Raw genomic sequence first — 18,752 nt, forward strand, 5'->3', positions numbered from 1 at the left:
ATGGTTTGTCCGCGATCTGACCGGAGCCCGCAAAAGCAGCCTCCGGTTTGTTACATTTCGCCCGTCAAATCACCGGCGCTTGGTCTTGGCCTTTGCGCCCTGCTCTGCGAAGCCGATGAAGACGCTGACCGACTTCGGCGCGCCGCCCGGCCGGTTGGGTATGGCGACGTGGTCGTTGTTGAAGATGAACTGGGTACCGGCACCACCCGCCGAGACATCAATGGCGAAATTGGTCGTTTCACCGAAAATTTCGCCGTCGCCATCCTTAACAGTAACGCGGATCGGCACGGTTACGCGGCCCGGCTTGGCCATCGGGCCTGGAACGAGCCGGCCCTGGGCCAGCACGTTTACGGTGAGCGTCGATTCATTGGCGGTGCACGAACGCGTCGTATCCGAAAGCGAAACCTGATAGGCGAGTTTCTGCGGATCGTCCTTGCCGCCACCGGCATAGACGCGGTGCACGGCGTTGGCGTCGAGAACCGTGACGGTCGGGCAGTTGGCCTGCACCACCGGGGTGACGGCATTGGCCTGCGCGGCCGGCGGGTTGACGGCAAGCGAGTCCGACGGGTTGGAGGAATTGCATCCTGCAACAACGGCGAGAAGCGACATCGCGGCGGACAAACGCAAGAAATTCCCTGACACTCTTCTAAATCCCTCTCCATTGTCCCGGAACCGAACCGCAGACGCTGTTTATTGACCTTTCACGCAGGTTGGCGATGGTCTATAGCAGCGACGCCGGAAAAAATCGATTGGCATGTTCGGTTTTGCTTGAATTTTCAGAAAAGCCCTTCATTAGCTCGCCAATCGCCTCATTCCGGTGAGACGCTGCGGACAACGACGCCGATCGCATCGGTAACGGATAAGGGACTATCTCGTGGAATATGTATCGACCAGGGGTGCGGCCCCTTCGCTTGGTTTTTGCGACGCGCTTCTGGCGGGCCTTGGCCGTGACGGCGGGCTTTACGTGCCGCGCGAATGGCCGTCCATGTCGAAAAAGGAAATCCGCAACCTGCGCGGCAAGTCCTATCAGGACGTCGCCTTCGAGGTTCTCTACCGCTTCACCGGCGGCGAAATTCCGGCCGACAAGTTCAAGGCGATGATCGATGACGCCTATGCGACTTTCCGACATCCTGCCGTCGTGCCGCTGACGCAGACCGGTCCCAATACCTTTGTGCTGGAGCTTTTCCACGGCACCACGCTCGCCTTCAAGGATGTGGCGATGCAGCTTCTCGCCCGCCTGATGGACTATACGCTTTCCGAACGCGGCGAGCGCGCCACCATTGTCGGCGCCACGTCTGGCGATACGGGCGGTGCGGCGATCGACGCCTTTGCCGGGCGTGAGCGTACCGATATCTTCATTCTTTTCCCCAATGGCAAGGTCTCTCCGGTGCAGCAGCGCCAGATGACGACGTCGACCGCTTCCAACGTGCATGCGCTGGCGATCAACGGCAATTTCGACGATTGCCAGACGCTGGTGAAGGATATGTTCAACGACGTGAAGTTCCGGGACAGCGTGAAGCTTTCCGGCGTCAATTCCATCAACTGGGCGCGCATCATGGCGCAGGTGGTCTATTATTTCACCGCGTCGCTTTCGCTTGGCGGTCCCGACCGGAAGATTTCCTTCACGGTTCCAACAGGTAATTTCGGCGATATTTTCGCCGGTTACGTCGCCAAGAAAATGGGTCTGCCGATCGACAAGCTTGTCATCGCCACCAATGACAACGACATTCTGGCGCGCACGCTGAAGACCGGCCGTTACGAGATGCGCGGCGTCAAGCCGACCACCTCGCCCTCCATGGACATCCAGATTTCGTCCAACTTTGAGCGCCTGCTGTTTGAAGCCTATGGCCGTGATTCCGCGGCGGTAAAGGCATCGATGGACGGGCTGAAGCAGTCGGGAGCCTTTGAAATTCCGCCGCATGCGCTGAAATTCATCAAGAAGGATTTCCGCGCCGGCCGCGCCACCGAAAAGCAGGTGGCGGCGACAATTCGCGACACGCTCGAGAAAACCGGCTACCTCATCGATCCGCATACGGCGACCGGCGTTTTCGTGGCTGAGAAGCACGAAAAAGCATCCTCCCCGATGGTGGTTCTGTCGACCGCTCACCCGGCTAAATTCCCGGCCGCTGTAAAATCCGCTTGCGCAATCGAGCCTGCGCTTCCAGTATGGCTAGCTGACATTATGAACCGGGAGGAGCGTTTCGACATTCTGGGCGCAGAGCTGAAAGCCGTGGAAACCTTCATCGGCCAACATGCACGCGCCGGCAAATAGAGACGCGGAAAGACGTTGAGTATGAAAGTTAATGTGACCCGGCTTTCGTCCGGGTTGACCGTTGTCACGGAAAGAATGCCGCATCTCGAAAGCGTTGCTCTTGGAGTGTGGATCAAATCCGGCTCCCGCAACGAGACGACTGCCGAACACGGCATCGCCCATCTACTCGAACATATGGCGTTCAAGGGCACCGCGCGCCGCACCGCAAGGCAGATCGCCGAAGAGATCGAAAATGTCGGCGGCGAAGTCAATGCCGCGACATCGACGGAAACAACTTCATACTACGCGCGCGTCCTGAAAGACCACGTTCCGCTGGCCGTCGATATCCTTGCCGACATCCTGACGGAATCGCTGTTCGACGAAGACGAGCTGGAGCGGGAGAAAAACGTCATCCTGCAGGAAATCGGCGCTGCGACCGATACGCCCGACGACGTGATCTTCGACAATTTCTCCGGTATCGCCTATCGCGACCAGACCATCGGCCGCCCGATCCTCGGCACGCCGGACACCGTTCAATCCTTCACCACCGGCCAGATCAGGCACTATCTCGCCCGCAACTACACGACGGACCGCATCTTCGTCGTGGCGGCCGGCGCAGTCGATCACGAAAGCTTCGTGAAGCAGGTCGAAGAACGTTTCGCCTCGCTGCCGCTCGTGCCAGCGGCAACGCCTGTCATGGAAAAGGCGATCTATACCGGCGGCGAAATCCGCGAGACCCGCGACCTCATGGACGCGCAGGTGCTGCTGGGTTTCGAGGGCAAGGCCTATCACGCCCGCGACTTCTATTGTTCGCAAATCCTCGCCAATATTCTCGGCGGCGGCATGTCATCGCGCCTGTTCCAGGAAGTGCGCGAGTCCCGCGGCCTGTGCTATTCGGTCTACGCCTTCCACTGGGGCTTTTCCGACACCGGCATTTTCGGCGTACATGCGGCGACCGGCGGCAACGACCTGCCGGAACTGATGCCCGTCATCGTCGATGAATTGCGCAAGTCTTCGGAGATCATCCATCAGGACGAAATCAACCGCGCCCGTGCGCAGATCCGTGCGCAATTGCTGATGGGACAGGAAAGCCCGGCCGCACGCGCCGGCCAGATCGCCCGGCAGATGATGCTTTACGGTCGGCCCATCCCCAATGAAGAGATGATGACGCGGCTTGAGGACATTACGCGGGAGCGCCTGACCGATCTTGCAGGACGGCTGTTTTTCGAGACAGTTCCGACACTCTCCGCCATTGGCCCGCTCGAACATCTGCCGCCCCTCTCAGACATGACTGCCGCGCTTTCCGCGCAGCAGCCTGCAAGGATCAAGGCGAACGGATAAACCAATATGAGAGCGGGATTTAAAGGCGAAGACCGCTCATCTTTTTCGCCGTATCGTTCGTGGATGGCGATATCTGCCGCACAGGGATCGTGAATGCTGCGTTTTCTTTCCCGACATAGCGACACGCCCGAACTGCGCAGCGCCAATCACCTTCTCAGACTGCCGCGTTATGGCGATTTCAAGCAGTGGCATGTGCTGCGCTCGGAAAGCCGCCACTTTCTGCAGCCATGGGAGCCGACCTGGCGGCCGGACGAGCTGACGGAAAGCGCTTTCCGCACGCGCGTGGTCCGCAACGGCCAGGAATTTTCCTCCGGCACCGCCGTTTCCTTTTTGCTGTTCGAGAAAGAGACGCTGCTGGTCGGCGGCATCACCATCGGTTACATCCGCCGGGGTGCGGCGCAAAGCTGCATGATCGGATACTGGATCGGCGAGCGGCACGCCGCCCAAGGCCATATGTCTGCCGCATTAAAATTGGTAATACCATACATCTTTAACGGACTTCAGTTGCACCGTATCGAGGCAGCCTGTATTCCGGAAAACTTCAAAAGCATCCGGCTTCTCGAAAATGCCGGGTTCCAGCGGGAAGGCCTCCTGCGGGAATATCTGAAAATCAATGGCCAATGGCGGGATCATATGATGTTTTCCCTTCTTGCCGACAAGCAAAGCTCCGGCGGAACGAAGTACGATACATGACCTACAATCACACTGCGCCTCGCCTTGCGAAACGTCTGGCGGCAATCGTGCTGGCTGCGCCGATTTTCCTGCTTTTCCTGCTTTTCTCCTCCTATTCCTACGCCTTCGAGCCGGTGAAGATTTCCCGTGACGACACGGCGCTCGACCTGACGGCCACCACCGATATTTATGCCAACCAGGGCGAAGCCTTTCAGGTCTCGACCGCCCCCGGCCCCGACGGCATTCGCCGCCGTATCGAGGTGCGTGCCAGCTCTACCGACCATCAGGGCGACTGGGCGGTTTTCGCACTTGCCAACGTTTCGGAAGAGCAGTTGGAGCGCGTGATCGTCGCGCCGCACTTTCGTCTCGTCAATTCCAAGCTGTTCTGGCCCGACCTCGGCTCGCAACGCATCATCGCGATTACGCCGAGTGAAGGTTTTGCGCTTGATCGCCAGCCGAGCCCGGATGCCGACGTGTTCCGCATCACGCTCAACCCCGGCTCCGTCATCACCTTCGTCGCCGAGCTTTCGACGCCGCAGCTGCCGCAGCTTTATCTGTGGGAGCCGGAAGCCTACAAGGACACGATCAACGCGTTCACGCTCTATCGTGGCATCGTACTCGGCATTGCCGGCCTGCTGGCTGTGCTCCTCACCATTCTTTTCGTGGTCAAGGGAACTTCCGTTTTGCCGGCCTCGGCCGCGCTGGCATGGGCGGTGCTCGCCTATATATGCGTGGATTTCGGCTTCCTCGAAAAGCTCATCACGGTCACCTCGAGCGATCAACGAATATGGAGGGCGGGCGCGGAAGTGGCGCTCGCCTCCAGCTTCGTGGTCTTCCTCTTCACCTATCTCAACCTCAACCGATGGCATGCGCATCTAGGGTATGCGACCTTTGCCTGGGTGGTGGGTCTGGCGCTGCTGTTCGGCGTCGCGATCTATGATCCCTCGGTCGCGTCAGGCATCGCGCGCATATCCTTCGCGCTCACCGCAACGGCCGGCATCGCGCTTATCGTCTATCTCGGCTTTAACCGTTATGATCGGGCGATTTTGCTTGTTCCCTCCTGGGCGCTCATTCTCGTCTGGCTGTTCGGCAGCTGGCTGACGGTAACGGGGCAATTGGACAATGACATCGTGCAGCCCGCACTCGGCGGCGGGCTGGTCCTGATCGTGCTGCTGATCGGCTTTACCGTCATCCAGCATGCCTTTGCCGGCAGCGCCTATCAGCAGGGTCTTTTCTCGGACCTTGAGCGGCAATCGCTGGCCCTGACGGGCAGCGGCGATACCGTGTGGGACTGGGACGTGACGCGCGACCGCATCGTTACCACACCTGACATTTCCAACCGGCTGGGGCTGGAGCCGGGTACCATGCATGGTGCTGCGCGCAACTGGCTGCCGCGTCTGCACCCTGATGACCGTGACCGGTTCAAGGCAACGCTCGACGTGCTGCTCGACCATCGCAAGGGCCGTCTGAACCACGAATTCCGCATTCGCGCCGAGGACGGGCATTTCCACTGGCTGCAAATTCGTGCGCGTCCGGTTCTAGGCTCCAACGGCGAAATCATCCGCTGCGTCGGCACCATCACCGACATTACCGAGCAGAAGAATTCCGTCGAGCGGCTGTTGCAGGATGCGATGAACGACAATCTGACCGGGCTCCCAAACCGGCAGGTTTTTCTCGACCGTTTGCAATCGATCCTCAATCTCTCGTCCGACAGCGAGGGCGTGCGGCCGACCGTGATGGCGATCGACATTGACCGCTACAAGTTGGTCAACGATACGCTCGGTATTGCCGCTGGCGACAATATCCTGATTGCTTTGACCCGGCGTCTGCGCCGGCTGCTCAAACCGCAGGATACGCTGGCGCGTCTCGGCGGCGATGAGTTCGGCCTGATCCTGACCTCCGAGCGTGACCCGCAGCGTGTCGCGGATTTTGCCGACGCGGTGAACAAGGCGATCATGGTGCCGATCAACTTCGCCAATCGCGAAATCATCCTCACCGCCTCCATCGGCCTCGTCTCGTGGATCGACCAGCAGGAAAGTGCGGCCGGATTGCTCAGCGATGCGGAACTCGCCATGTACCGCGCCAAGCGCGCCGGCGGCAACCGCGTCGAGCCGTTCCGCCCCGCCTTCCGCACCTCGGGCACCGACCGGTTGCAGATGGAAAGCGACCTTCGCCGCGCCATCGAGCGCAAGGAGCTGTCGCTGGCATACCAGCCAATCATCAAGCTCGACGATGGCGAGCTGGCCGGTTTCGAAGCGCTGATGCGGTGGGAGCACCCCAAGCGCGGCAATATTCCGCCAAGCGAGTTCATTCCGATTGCCGAAGCCTCGGGCCTGATCGAGCCGCTCGGCATGTTTGCGCTGGAGCGCGCCGCGACCGACCTGATGGACTGGCAACATGCCATCGACAAGATGCCGATCTTCATTTCCGTCAATATTTCCAGCGCGCAGCTGCTGAACAACGAACTTTATAACGACGTTCGCGGCATGCTGACCCGCACCCGTTGCAATCCGCAGCAGCTGAAGCTGGAGCTGACGGAATCGGTGGTGATGGAGAACCCGGAGCAGGCGCGGCTAGTGCTCTCCAAGCTCAAGGAAACGGGCATCAGCCTCGCCATGGATGATTTCGGCACCGGCTATTCGTCGCTCGCCTATCTCACCCGCTTCCCCTTCGACACGATCAAGCTTGACAAGGCGCTGGTGGCCAATACCAGCGACAAGCGCAACGTTCTGCTGCGCTCCGTCATCGCCATGGCGCGGGCGCTCGACATGCAGGTCGTGGCGGAAGGCATCGAAACGCCTGAGGATGCGGCCGAACTGGCACGCATGAACTGCCATTTCGGCCAGAGCTTCCTGTTCGGCACCCCGGTTACGGGCGATGCGGCGCTGAAGTTGCTGCGGGAGCGGTTCCAGCCGACAAAGCGGGCGTCGTAGGGGGAGTATTGCGTACATGGAAGCGAGGGGGCGAAGTCTCCTCCTCAAATTCCACGTCATCCCCGGGCTTATGTGGATGACGACGGAGAGGGCTAATGGTCCACGGAACGTCTCGGATTTTCAACCTGTACGCCGAATGTTTACTGAACCATCATCACCGGCTGCGCATCCGCCGCCACCCTCCCATGCAGGAGGTCGTGAATGAATTCCATCTTCACCACCACCGGCGGCGTCAGCACGAAGGGATAAAGGTCCGCCTTCCCCATGCTGCGCTGGATAGAATTGATCGCGACGCTGAGCGGAATCCAGGCCTTGACGAGTTGTTCGGCGCTGCGGGCGTTGTAGGGATCGAAAGTCACCTCCGCCGCCATTTCTTCATGCCCATCAGGATCGATCGCCACACCGAAGGCGCGCGCCGTCTCCAGCGTATCGACGATATGCAGATAATGGGCGAAACATTCGGCGAAATCCTCCCAGGGGTGGACAGAGGCATAGGAGCTGATGAAACTTTCCCGCCAGTCGGCACGCGGTCCCTGTTCGTAATTGCGTTGCAGGGCGGCGGCGTAATCCTCGCTGTCGTCGCCGAAGACGGCGCGGCAGGCCTCCAGGCGGTTCTCATCCCGCACCAGCTTGTTCCAGATGAAGTGACCGACCTCGTGACGGAAATGGCCGAGCATGGTGCGGTACGGCTCGTTCATATTGGCGCGGACCTGCTCACGGGTGACATCGTCGGCTTCCGCGGCGCGGATGGCGATGAGGCCCTCATCGTGACCGGTCATGGCGGGAATGACGGAGCCGTCAGGCGCCACCTCGTCCACCAGAAAGTCGAAGACCAGCCCACCGGCGGGATCAGCATCGCGATTGGGATGCGGCAGGCCGAGCCGCAGGATCGAATAAAACAGATGCCGCTGCGCCTGACTGATGCGTCGCCATTGTTCAATTCCCTGCTCCGTCGCGATATCAGGCACCAGGCGATTATGGCTGCAGGCCGGGCAAAAGACGCTTTCGCTTTCCGCCGGCACCGACCAGTTGCAGATATCGTTCACCTCATTGGCGCAAAACCGAACCTGTTTAGGCGGGTCCGCGACGATCTGCCAGTTTGGCTCACCCGCGGGCGCCAGCGCTTCCATGGAAAGCCGTTCCGGCACAAAGGCCAGACGATGACCGCAGGAAACGCAAAAACGATTGTCGAAATGGACCGGCTGGCCGCAGGATGCGCAGGAAAAAAGCTTCATGGATGAAACCCTTGCGATGGGACGGGTGGGCAAACATAAAATGCGGGCATGAAAGCTTAACGACCGGTTGTCACGTCCTCACATGACAAGAGCGCATGTGCGGTAACACATGCGCTCAACGCGCCGCATCGTTAGAGGGCGCAACGCTTCATGCGCAATTACATGCGATCGACGGCGCCCTTGACGGCGTCTTTTGCCTTGCCAACACTGGCCTGAACCTTGCCCTTTGTTTCCTGGGCCGCACCCTTGGCGCGCAATTCATTATTGCCCGTCGCTTCGCCGACGTTCTTCTTTACCTTGCCAGCAACTTCGTTGGCTTTACCGGCGATCTTGTCAGATGTGCTACCCATATTACTGCTCCCTAATTGAGCCGTACTGTCTGTCCGGCTTTCCGGGTAAGTAACGTCAGGGGCCGGGATTTGGTTCCAGCCGAAACGGGCGGGAGCACCGGGAGGTTCAGGCGTGACCGGCGTCCGTGGAGAGCATGCGCGGATCGACGCCCATCAGGGCCAGCGCCCGCTCGTATTTATTGTCCAGCCCGCGGTCGAAGATCAGCTCTTCCGCAGCGGGGCAATTCAGCCAGCCATTGTTGGCGATCTCGTTTTCCAGCTGGCCCGGCCCCCAGCCGGCATAACCGAGCATCATAGTGGCCCTTTGCGGACCGCGACCGTTGGAGATAGCGCGGACGATATCGAGCGTTGCCGTCAGCGAAATATCGTCGCTGACAGGAATGCTGGATTCGCTTAAATAATCATCCGAATGCAGCACGAACCCCCTGCCGGATTCCACCGGGCCGCCACACTGAATCGGAAATTCGCGGGTGCGGTTGGGCAGCATGATGGCGTCGTTGCTGTCCACCAGTTTCAGATGCAACAGAATATCGGTAAAGGTGATCTGCTGCGGCCGGTTGATGATGAAGCCCATGGCGCCGGCATCCGAATGGGCGCAGATATAGATCACCGAACGGGCAAAATTGCCGTCCTCCAGCCCCGGCATCGCAATGAGGAACTGACCATCGAGAAAGCCACGTTCGCGTTTGTCCATCAGGGTTGAAAAGCTCACCGGCGCCTCCAGCAGACCGCATTCCGTCGTTTAATGGAAAACGGCGTTCGCACTTCGACAAGGGACAGGATGCGGCATCGCGCCCGATCAATCAACCGAAAATGATGAACCGCACGAATTCGTAACTGGTCCGCCGGGCGATGTTGGGTTAGACGGAGAGCATGAGCGCCAGAATATTCTTTCGATTTTCACATCTTCGCTTCGCGGCCATATTTGCCGCCTTCCTCGGCGGCGCAGAAGCGGCCCGGGCCGACATTACCGACTGGGCCAGAAGCGAGGGCGGCCAGATGCGCGTGGCAAGCCTTGCCATGGATGCCGACGGCGTGGTGCGTGGGCTGCTCCAGATCGAGCCGAAGGACGGCTGGATTACCTATTGGCGCGAACCGGGCGAAGCGGGCATACCGCCGCAGATCACGCCGGATCCGGCAAGCGGCGTAACACTCACCGCCATGGCCTATCCGGTTCCGAAGCTGATCGAGAACGACGACATCACCGATATCGGCTATGACCACGCCGTCAGCCTCCCGTTTCAGCTGAAGGCCGCCGATCCGACGGCAAAAGGGAAGATCGACATCACCGCTTTCATAGGCGTGTGCCAGAATATCTGCATTCCCTTCGAGGCGAAGTTTTCAATCGAGCGCGGCAATGCCGGTGATGACGACCGCGAGGAACGGCGATTGCTGGAGGAAGCGCGCGAGACGTTGCCCGAGGCGCCGTCCGACGATTTCAAGGTGATCGATTTCCACATCACGCCCGACAAGACCATGCTCGGCGTGCAATTACAGCTTCCGGAAAATGCGCCGAAGGAGACCGAAATCTTCATCGCCGGCCCTTCGGGTTTTGCTTATTACGAGCCGCAGAACCCGGTGCGCGACAAACGCAAGCTCTCCTTCTACATGAACATCAAGGGCCTGCCTAAAAACTATCAGGCACCGGGCAACAGCTGGCCTATTCTGGTCAAGTCAGGCGACCGGGCCATGGAGACCATGCTGAATTTTCCGAAGCCGTAGGTGGTGTTTTTGCTATAGAAATTACCATGAAAACCGCATGACAGATTTCATTTCCGTGCTCTATAGTCGCGCAAACCGAACCGCCACAGGAGCACGGACATGACCATCAAGATCGGCGAAAAACTGCCTTCCGCAACCTTCAAGGAAAAGACGGCCGACGGCCCGGTGGAAACCACCACGGACGCGCTTTTCGGCGGCAAGAAGGTCGTTCTCTTCGCCGTTCCCGGCGCTTTCACCCCCACCTGCTCGCTGAACCACCTGCCGGGTTACCTCGAAAACCGCGACACCATTCTTTCCAAGGGCGTGGATGACATCGCCGTCGTCGCGGTCAATGACTGGCACGTCATGGGCGCCTGGGCGCAATCCTCCGGCGGTCAGGGCAAAATCCACTTCCTCGCCGACTGGGATGCGTCCTTCACCAAGGCGCTCGGCCTCGACGCCGATCTTTCCGCCGGCGGCCTCGGCGTGCGCTCCAAGCGTTATTCGATGCTGGTGGAAGACGGCGTGGTGAAGTCGCTCAACGTGGAAGAAAACCCCGGCCAGGCGACGGTTTCGGCCGCCGCGGCGATGATCGAGCAGCTTTGACGTTAAGAAGACGGCCGCTTGGCCCTAGATAAGACGTCATCCTCGGCCCTGCGCCGAGGATTTAATCACGTCCAATTCAATCGACGCGTTGCAGATGCTCGGGACAAGCACAAGCATGACGGGAGAGAGCGGCGCGAAGCCGCTCTCTCACACATTCATATCGAACACCAGAAGCCCGGCCAGGCCGCCATCGGTGAGCGAGACGAGACGCTCCCCCACTTCCATATGCTTGGGATGGGCGAGATAGCCGTCGCGGGCTTCCGGGCTTTCCAGCGTTACGATGAAACCATCGACAAAACCGCCATTCAGCCCCTCGGGTGAGACATTCTGGCCGTATTTCACATCGATGATGCCGGGTATCACATCCTTCAGGGCGGCAATCGCCTCGAATATCGCCTGTTTTTCAGAAGAGGCCGTTGCAGCCTTGAAGCGTAAAAATACACAATGCAGGATCATCCGGATTTCTCTCCTCCGTTGGGCGCCAACGGAGCGCCCCTTGACGACAAGATAGGTCGGGTTTCGGTTTTCACAACCCCCGATAAAGGGGCCGCCGGCGCGGATTTACCCGGCCCGAAATAGAGCAGGCCTCCATTACCGCCGTTTGAAGGGCTCCATGCCCTTTCGCGCCAACTCGTCGGCGCGCTCGTTTTCCGGGTGGCCGGCATGGCCCTTCACCCAATGCAGGGTGACCTTGTGACGTTCCTGCGCCGCCTCCAGCGCCTGCCATAGTTCAACATTCTTGACCGGCTTGTTATCGGCGGTTTTCCAGCCCTTCTTTTTCCAGCCGAAAATCCACTTGGTGATGCCGTCCTTCACATAGGCGCTGTCGGTATAAAGATCGACCTCGCAGGGGCTTTTCAGCGCATTGAGCGCCGAAATCGCCGCCATCAATTCCATGCGGTTGTTGGTGGTTTCCGCCTCGCCGCCAGAGAGTTCCTTCTCTACCTCGCCGTAGCGCAGCACCGCACCCCAGCCGCCGGGACCGGGATTGCCCGAACAGGCGCCATCGGTGAAAATATCAACATGTTTCATTCGCCCGCCAACCCATATTCGGCGACAGTGGCGATGGAACGGTGGAACCGCAGCTTGCGCAGATATTCCAGCGGGTCTTTCTTGACCACCAGCGCGCCCTCCGGCGTCGTCAGCCAGTCATAAAGGCGGGTGAGGAAGAAACGCAGCGCCGAACCGCGCGCCAGAAGCGGCAGTGCCTCCAGCTCCGCTGCGCTCAGCGGCCGCACCGACTGGTAACCTTCCAGCAGCGCTTTGCCCTTGGTGACGTTGTAAGCGCCATCCTTTTCGAAGCACCAGGCATTGAGGCAGATCGACACATCATAAGCGAGCAGGTCGTTGCAGGCGAAATAGAAGTCGATCAGGCCGGAGAGTTCATCGCCGAGGAAGAACACATTGTCCTGGAACAGATCCGCATGGATGACGCCGGCCGGCAGGTCCTTCGGCCAATGGGCGGCGAGATAATCGATCTCAGGACGGATCTCATCTTTCAGCCCCTTTTCCACCTCGTCGGCGCGGTCTTCGGACTTGTCCCAAAGCACCTTCCAGCCTTCGACGGAAAGCGCGTTCGGCCGCTTGATCTCGAACCCCTCGCCCGCCAGATGCATGGCGGCAAGCGCCTTGCCAACTTCGCGGCAATGTTTCGCTTCCGGCTTTCTCAGCCACATGCCCTCGAGAAAGGAGATGAGCGCCGCCGGCCGGCCCGACAGCTCTCCCAGCAACGCGCCATCCTTGCGCGGCAGCGGCAGGGGGCAGGACAGGCCCTTGGCGGCCAGATGCTGCATGAGGCCAAGGAAGAAGGGCAGATCGTTCTTCTCCACGCGCTTTTCATAAAGCGTGAGAATCAGCGGTTCCCTGGTGGTATGCAGCAGGAAATTGGAGTTTTCGACGCCTTCGGCAATGCCCTTATAAGAGGTGAGGCTGCCGACGTCATATTGCGTGAGGAAATTCCTCAGATCATCTTCGGTGATGTCCGTATAAACTGCCAATTTCAAATCTCTTGATGAAGGATGGAGTGGAAATCTCGAGGTGAGATGACGCAGGTGGGACGGAAACCGCCCGCATTCAGCGCCATCCCGCTTCAGATACCGGCGGCGGTTTTCGGCGGCAGCGCATCATTGGCGTTGCCGTTCACGAATGCCATGTCGTCCGTCGTCAGCTCGATGCTGCGCAGCTCGCGATTGACGAGGAAATGTTCCGTTTCCTCAACCGTCACAGCGAGATCGAGCGTCGTGTCGAAACGCGCCTTGAAGGCTTCGATGATCTCGTCGACAATAACCTCGGGTGCGGAAGCACCAGCCGAAAGGCCGACGGTGCGGATATCGCCGATTTCATTCCAGTCGATTTCCGAGGCCCGCTGCACCAGCACGGAACGCTTGGCACCGGCCCGCAGCGCCACTTCCACAAGCCGCTTGGAATTGGAGGAATTGGGCGCGCCGACGACGATGAACAGGTCACAGCCGGGGGCCGCCTGTTTCACCGCGTCCTGACGGTTGGTGGTTGCGTAACAGATGCTGTCGGCGGCGGGTGCCTGCATGGCCGGGAAACGTTCCCGCAGCCTGGCGATGACGCCGGCCGTGTCATCGACCGAAAGTGTCGTCTGGGTGACGAAGCCGAGATTTTCGCGGTCCAGCGGCTCGTAGCGGTCCGCATCTTCCACCGTCTCGATGAGCGAGACAGCGCCTTCGGGAAGCTGGCCCATGGTGCCGATGACCTCGGGGTGGCCGGCATGGCCGATCAGCACCACATGGCGGCCAAGCCGCTGGTGGCGCATGGCCTGCTTGTGGACCTTTGAGACCAGCGGGCATGTCGCATCGAGATAAAACAGGTTGCGCGCCTGCGCATCTTCCGGCACGGATTTCGGCACGCCATGGGCGGAGAAAACCACCGGCTGCTCGCGATGTTCGGCGGGAATTTCATGCAGTTCCTCGACGAAAACCGCGCCCTTGGCTTCCAGCCCTTCCACCACATAGCGGTTATGCACGATTTCGTGGCGAACATAGACCGGCGCGCCATAGGCCTTCAGGGCCAGCACGACGATCTGGATCGCCCGGTCCACGCCCGCGCAAAAGCCGCGCGGTCCGCACAGCCTTATCGTCAAAGGGGGTTTGGAAACGGCGATGTTCATTCCAGCTCCTTGGCCTGCTCCTTGGCCTGCTCCTTGGGCAGTACTTCATGGCCTTGCCCGACAAGCTGCCTTACCGGGCGGGCTGCACTTTATTCACCCTGCGCCTTGCCGTTCCGGAAATAGGCAAAACCGGCGACGATGACAAGGGCCGCCGCCAACCCATACCACGTTATCGCATATTGCAGGTGATTGTTGGGCAAATCTATCAGCGTCACGCCGCCCTGCGGCCAACCGCCCGGATTAGGCGTGTTGTCAGCATCCACGAAGAGGTTGACCAGCCGCTCGGGCGGGATATCGGCGCTGGAGGCCATGGCCGCCAGATCCTTCCAGTAGAAAATGTTCTTGGCGATATCGTTATCAGGCAGCATCGAGGACGGTTTTGCAACCAGCGGCGCGCGCGCCAGCCCGGTGATCGTCACCTCACCGGCAACCTGCCCGTCGGCCCGTTTTGACGGTTCCTTCATCTCAAAGGGCACGAAGCCGCGATTGACGAAGAGAATGCGGCCATCGGCAAGCGTCAGCGGCGTATAGATGTAATAGCCGGTTCGCCCCTGATGGGTGGCGAAGAAATGCCGTTCGCGGGCATGATCGAAGGCGCCGGAAAGTCTGACCGTGCGGTATTCGATATCGCCGCCGCTTTTCGCGATCGCCTCTATGTCGGAGAGCGGCACCGGGCTCGCGCTCCGCCGCTCCTCGATATCGGCAATCAGCGCCTCTTTCCAATAGAGACGCTTTACCTGCCAGGTGCCGAGCCCGAGAAGGATGGCAAGCGCCAGCAGCACCAGCGGCGCGGCGAACCAGACCCGCCTTTCCGCCGCCTTCATGTGGGAAACGTCATTCACGATCAAGCCTGCCTTCGCTTGCATTGTTACGGTATTGCAGCGCGATCATGATGCCCTTGAGTTTGCGCAGCAGCACCAGAGAGACAATCACCGTAAACGGCAACCACAGCAGGATATGCACCCAAACGGGGGGCGAAAAACGCTGATCGAACCAGAGCGCCAGCCCGACGACCAGAAAACCGACGATCAGCATGACGAAGACGGCCGGTCCATCGCCAGCATCGGCAAAACCGTAATCGAGTCCGCAGGCGCTGCAGGCGGGTTTTAGGGTCAGAAAGCCATCGAACAGCCGGCCGTTTCCGCAACGCGGGCAGCAGCCCTTCAAGCCCACCTTGATGGGGTCAACGGGGGCGAAATTTCCGTTTGATGGTTCAGACATGGAGAGACCTTCCGCGAAGTTGGCCAAAGCCCGAGGGTGACGTCGAGTCTCTTGGAAGCTTGCCTCAAAACCCGGGCACTTGTTTGTTGCTCGACGGCGCTTCGTATTTCTTCTTCCCGCCGGGGAGAAGGCGACCCGAAGGGTCGGATGAGGGGGCTAGCTATCGGTCAATCTCTACCCTTGCCCCCTCATCCCGCTGCTGCGGACTTCTCCCCGGCGGGGAGAAGAAACAAGTGGGACCCGCTCGCTCGACAAGCCATGCCCTGCTTGGGGCAGGGCTCTATCCGATCCAATCAGCCGTGCAGCGGCGCGCCCCAGCCACCCCAGATATAGATGGCGAAGAACAGGAACAGCCAGACGACGTCAACGAAGTGCCAGTACCAGGCAGCCGCTTCGAAGCCGAAATGCTGCTTGGGCGTGAAACCGCCGCCAACGGCGCGGAACAGGCAGACCAGCAGGAAAACCGTTCCGACGAAGACATGGAAACCGTGGAAGCCGGTGGCCATGAAGAAGGTCGCGCCGTAGATCGAGTTCTTGAAGTCGAACGGCGCGTGCATGTATTCGTAAACCTGCACGGTGGAGAACAGGACGCCGAGCGCGACGGTGAGCAGCAGACCGCTGATCAGGCCCTTGCGGTCATCGTTCAGCAGGGCATGGTGCGCCCATGTGACGCAGGTGCCCGACAAAAGCAGGATGACGGTGTTGTAGAGCGGCAGGTGCCAGGGATCGATCACCTCGATGCCCTTTGGCGGCCATTGCCCGCCGGTATATTCGAGGCGCGACGCCTGAATGGCCTCGTGCGGAAAGAGGCTGGCATCGAAATAGGCCCAGAACCACGCCACGAAGAACATCACCTCCGAGGCGATGAACATGATCATGCCGTAACGCAGGTGAAGCGAGACGACGCGGGTGTGGTTGCCCTCGTGGGCTTCCTTGATCGTGTCGGACCACCATGCGTACATGGTGTAAAGCACGATGACGAGGCCGATATAGAACAGCCAGGGATTGGCCAGTTCTGCGCCGAACAGCTTGAAAGAGCCGCCCGACAGGTAACGCATGTAACAGACGCCACCAAAGGTCAGGATGAAGGCGCCGATCGAGGCCAGAAGCGGCCAGGGGCTTGGATCGATAATGTGGTAGTCATGGTTCTTCTGATGCGTATCTGCCATTGCGACAATCCCCGAATGTCTCTTCCCTGATCCGGCCTCGGATAAAAGGCCAGATCTCCTCTCACAATTTACTTTCGCCAGATGAAGTCTTTACCGGCAAGGACGCAACCGGTTTTTCGGTTTTCGCCGGATAAAACGTATAGGACAGCGTTAAAGTATGAATGCTCTTGGTTTCGCGTGCCGTGGCGATGTCAGGATCGACGAAGAACACCACCGGCATCTCCAGCGTTTCACCCGGCTGCAGCGTCGTTTCGGTGAAGCAGAAACACTCCACCTTGTTGAAATAGGCGCCCGCTTCCATCGGCGTGACGTTGAAGACGGCCGTACCCGTGGTCGCCACGGGTGAACGGTTCGTCGCCTTGAACATGACCTGCACCGTTTCACCGATCTTCGGCGAGACCTTCCTGTCGATCGGCTGGAAATCCCAATTGAGGCCGTTCGAGGTGTTGGCGTCGAAGGTCACGTTGATGGTCTTGTCGAGGATGACGTCGGAATATTGCTCGACGCGCTGGGTGGTGCCGTTATAGCCGGTGACACGGCAAAAAAGCGTATAAAGCGGCACGGCGGCATAGGCCATGCCGATCATGGCGCAGAAGAACACGAGACAAAGCACGAGGATGGAGCGATTGCTCACCTTCTGTCTGCCGGTTTCTGCTGTCTGCGCTTCCATATTCGACATGTCCTCCTCCTCCTCTCCCCTCAATCAGCGCGTCAATGCGAGCCGATCTTGATGATGGTGATGATATAGAACAGCACCACCAGACCGGCGAGCAGGACGCCGAGAGCGATGTTGCGCCCGCGTCTCGATTTTTTCTGCGCCGTGCTTAGTTCGACCGTTTCCATCACAGGACTCCCGACATGACGGCCTTCAGGGCCGGCGCGAAATGATCGGCCAGAAGGCCGGAAAAAATCGCAAAAAGGTAAAGCACCGAATAGGCGAACATCTTCTTGGCCGGCACCATCTTCTCGTCGCCTTCAGGCATGCGACGGACATCGAGCGAACAGTAGATGAAGATCGCGCTCAGAACGGCGGCAAAAATGCCGTAGCCGACGCTCGCCAGCCCGGTGAAATAAGGCGCGACGGCCGCAGCCCCGGTCAGCACCGCATAAACGATCATCTGGTTCTTGGTGGAGCGTTCGCCGGCCACGTTCGGCATCATCGGAATGCCGACGGCGCCGTAATCGCGCATCTTGAACAGCGCCAGCGCCCAGAAATGCGCCGGTGTCCACAGGAAGATGATGAGGAACAGGATGATGCTGTCCAGCGAAACGCCGCCGGTGACGCAGGCCCAGCCAAGCATGGGCGGGAAAGCGCCGGCGGCGCCGCCGATGACGATGTTCTGCGGCGTCGAGCGTTTCAGCCACATCGTATAGACGACGGCGTAAAAGAAGATGGTGAAGGCGAGCAGGCCGGCCGAGAACCAGTTGACCGCAAGGCCGAGGATGACCACAGAAAAGGCCGACAGCGTCAGGCCGAAGGCCAGCGCCTCGCGCGGCGCGATGCGGCCGGACGGGATCGGCCGTCTGGCGGTGCGGCTCATCACGGCATCGATATCGGCGTCGTACCACATGTTGAGCGCGCCGGATGCACCGGCGCCAACGGCGATACAGAGAATGGCGATGATGCCGAGGATGGGATTGATTTCACCCGGCGCCAGCACGAGGCCGGCAAAGGCCGTGAAGACGACGAGCGACATGACGCGCGGCTTCAGCAATTCGAAATAATCGCGCGCGCCGGCTTCCGAAAGTTCGGAGCCCTTCACGCCCAGCATGTCGCGATTGTCGATAATGCTCATTTCCTGTCCTGTTTTCCTTCGGGCGCCGCCTGTCGCGACATCCCCTGCACCGGCCCGAAAAACGAATGTGATTTCCGGCATGCGCGATGCGTCAATTCATTGGTCCGAGCGTTCCGGCATGGGCGATATCCGGAAGAACCGATACCATTCATTTGCCCGGCCTGTGACCGCGCCCATCCCGCCATTCGTCTGCGCTGCTCATCCATAAAGGCCAGACTTGGCATTTATCACGTCCGGGGCATGTACCATGTCGGACGATATGCTTCGCTTGGACAAAATGTCACGCGGCAACGGGCATTCCCTGCCTAGAGCTTTTTCGCGTTTCTTCGAAACACGAAAAC

At 59.7% G+C, this 18,752-nt stretch carries 20 protein-coding genes; 6 read left to right on the top strand and 14 right to left on the bottom strand.

Translation table 11 applies throughout. The annotated features are described in order from the left end of the window. Nucleotides 1-69: 69 nt before the first annotated feature. Nucleotides 70-609, bottom strand: coding sequence for a PilZ domain-containing protein (locus AGR1_RS09660; protein WP_187772178.1), 540 nt, complete (start codon nt 607-609; stop codon nt 70-72). 265 nt (nt 610-874) lie between these two features. Here AGR1_RS09660 and thrC point away from each other — a divergent pair, with 265 nt between their 5' ends. The 4 genes from thrC to AGR1_RS09680 all read left to right on the top strand — a co-directional run bounded on the left by thrC (nt 875) and on the right by AGR1_RS09680 (nt 7,197). Next, nucleotides 875-2,272 carry a threonine synthase gene (gene thrC / locus AGR1_RS09665; protein WP_149146790.1) on the top strand — a complete coding sequence of 466 codons (1,398 nt, stop codon included), beginning with the start codon at nt 875-877 and terminating at the stop codon, nt 2,270-2,272. A gap of 21 nt (nt 2,273-2,293) precedes the next feature. Continuing rightward, the gene (locus tag AGR1_RS09670) at nt 2,294-3,592 is read left to right on the top strand and encodes a pitrilysin family protein (RefSeq protein WP_080791210.1); all 1,299 of its coding nucleotides are present in this window, start codon (nt 2,294-2,296) and stop codon (nt 3,590-3,592) included. A 93-nt stretch (nt 3,593-3,685) separates the two neighbouring features. Beyond that, complete coding sequence (locus tag AGR1_RS09675) at nt 3,686-4,285, top strand: GNAT family protein (RefSeq protein ID WP_077982798.1); 600 nt, start codon at nt 3,686-3,688, stop codon at nt 4,283-4,285. Continuing rightward, entirely contained in the window at nt 4,282-7,197 is a 2,916-nt protein-coding gene (locus AGR1_RS09680) for an EAL domain-containing protein (protein WP_080791211.1), read from the top strand. Before AGR1_RS09675 ends, AGR1_RS09680 begins: the two co-directional genes overlap by 4 nt. Before the next feature lie 140 nt (nt 7,198-7,337). Here the strand turns inward: AGR1_RS09680 and AGR1_RS09685 are convergent, their stop codons facing one another. From AGR1_RS09685 to AGR1_RS09695, 3 genes are all read right to left on the bottom strand, one after another. Continuing rightward, on the bottom strand, nt 7,338-8,432 hold the full coding sequence (locus tag AGR1_RS09685) for a putative zinc-binding metallopeptidase (RefSeq protein ID WP_149146791.1): 1,095 nt from the start codon (nt 8,430-8,432) through the stop codon (nt 7,338-7,340). A gap of 158 nt (nt 8,433-8,590) precedes the next feature. Further along, the gene (locus tag AGR1_RS09690; protein WP_149146792.1) at nt 8,591-8,782 is read right to left on the bottom strand and encodes a CsbD family protein; all 192 of its coding nucleotides are present in this window, start codon (nt 8,780-8,782) and stop codon (nt 8,591-8,593) included. Nucleotides 8,783-8,888: 106 nt separating this feature from the next. Further along, nucleotides 8,889-9,494 (bottom strand): YqgE/AlgH family protein, encoded by a 606-nt coding sequence (locus tag AGR1_RS09695; protein ID WP_080791214.1) that lies wholly within the window; start codon nt 9,492-9,494, stop codon nt 8,889-8,891. Between the two features lie 161 nt (nt 9,495-9,655). On the opposite strand from AGR1_RS09695, the gene AGR1_RS09700 reads away from it, so the two are divergent. Continuing rightward, nucleotides 9,656-10,504, top strand: coding sequence for a protein-disulfide reductase DsbD domain-containing protein (locus tag AGR1_RS09700; protein ID WP_149146793.1), 849 nt, complete (start codon nt 9,656-9,658; stop codon nt 10,502-10,504). A 99-nt stretch (nt 10,505-10,603) separates the two neighbouring features. Beyond that, a complete protein-coding gene (locus AGR1_RS09705) occupies nt 10,604-11,089 on the top strand; it encodes a peroxiredoxin (protein ID WP_149146794.1) in 486 nt (161 codons plus the stop codon). A 147-nt stretch (nt 11,090-11,236) separates the two neighbouring features. On the opposite strand, the gene AGR1_RS09710 is transcribed toward AGR1_RS09705, so the two are convergent. From AGR1_RS09710 to cyoE, 10 genes are all read right to left on the bottom strand, one after another. Next, on the bottom strand, nt 11,237-11,545 hold the full coding sequence (locus AGR1_RS09710; RefSeq protein WP_080791217.1) for a Dabb family protein: 309 nt from the start codon (nt 11,543-11,545) through the stop codon (nt 11,237-11,239). Nucleotides 11,546-11,680: 135 nt separating this feature from the next. After that, the gene (gene rnhA, locus AGR1_RS09715; RefSeq protein ID WP_060723001.1) at nt 11,681-12,121 is read right to left on the bottom strand and encodes a ribonuclease HI; all 441 of its coding nucleotides are present in this window, start codon (nt 12,119-12,121) and stop codon (nt 11,681-11,683) included. Then, nucleotides 12,118-13,086: a homoserine kinase gene (locus AGR1_RS09720; RefSeq protein ID WP_149146795.1), complete on the bottom strand. Its 969-nt coding sequence runs from the start codon at nt 13,084-13,086 to the stop codon at nt 12,118-12,120. Before AGR1_RS09720 ends, rnhA begins: the two co-directional genes overlap by 4 nt. A 92-nt stretch (nt 13,087-13,178) precedes the next feature. Then, complete coding sequence (ispH, locus tag AGR1_RS09725) at nt 13,179-14,225, bottom strand: 4-hydroxy-3-methylbut-2-enyl diphosphate reductase (protein WP_149146796.1); 1,047 nt, start codon at nt 14,223-14,225, stop codon at nt 13,179-13,181. Nucleotides 14,226-14,314: 89 nt separating this feature from the next. Further along, entirely contained in the window at nt 14,315-15,049 is a 735-nt protein-coding gene (locus AGR1_RS09730; RefSeq protein WP_080793151.1) for an SURF1 family protein, read from the bottom strand. A 10-nt stretch (nt 15,050-15,059) separates the two neighbouring features. Continuing rightward, nucleotides 15,060-15,446 (bottom strand): DUF983 domain-containing protein, encoded by a 387-nt coding sequence (locus AGR1_RS09735; RefSeq protein ID WP_077982807.1) that lies wholly within the window; start codon nt 15,444-15,446, stop codon nt 15,060-15,062. 293 nt (nt 15,447-15,739) lie between these two features. Continuing rightward, the gene (locus AGR1_RS09740; RefSeq protein ID WP_149146797.1) at nt 15,740-16,615 is read right to left on the bottom strand and encodes a cytochrome c oxidase subunit 3; all 876 of its coding nucleotides are present in this window, start codon (nt 16,613-16,615) and stop codon (nt 15,740-15,742) included. Nucleotides 16,616-16,676: 61 nt separating this feature from the next. Beyond that, nucleotides 16,677-17,294: a cytochrome c oxidase assembly protein gene (locus AGR1_RS09745; RefSeq protein ID WP_149146798.1), complete on the bottom strand. Its 618-nt coding sequence runs from the start codon at nt 17,292-17,294 to the stop codon at nt 16,677-16,679. 32 nt (nt 17,295-17,326) lie between these two features. Next, the gene (locus AGR1_RS30100) at nt 17,327-17,458 is read right to left on the bottom strand and encodes a hypothetical protein (RefSeq protein ID WP_077982810.1); all 132 of its coding nucleotides are present in this window, start codon (nt 17,456-17,458) and stop codon (nt 17,327-17,329) included. Then, complete coding sequence (gene cyoE, locus AGR1_RS09755; protein WP_149146799.1) at nt 17,458-18,411, bottom strand: heme o synthase; 954 nt, start codon at nt 18,409-18,411, stop codon at nt 17,458-17,460. The genes AGR1_RS30100 and cyoE overlap by 1 nt, the downstream gene beginning before the upstream one ends. Nucleotides 18,412-18,752: the final 341 nt, after the last annotated feature.

Source organism: Agrobacterium sp. B1(2019) (assembly GCF_008274755.1).
Lineage (GTDB): Bacteria > Pseudomonadota > Alphaproteobacteria > Rhizobiales > Rhizobiaceae > Agrobacterium > Agrobacterium salinitolerans.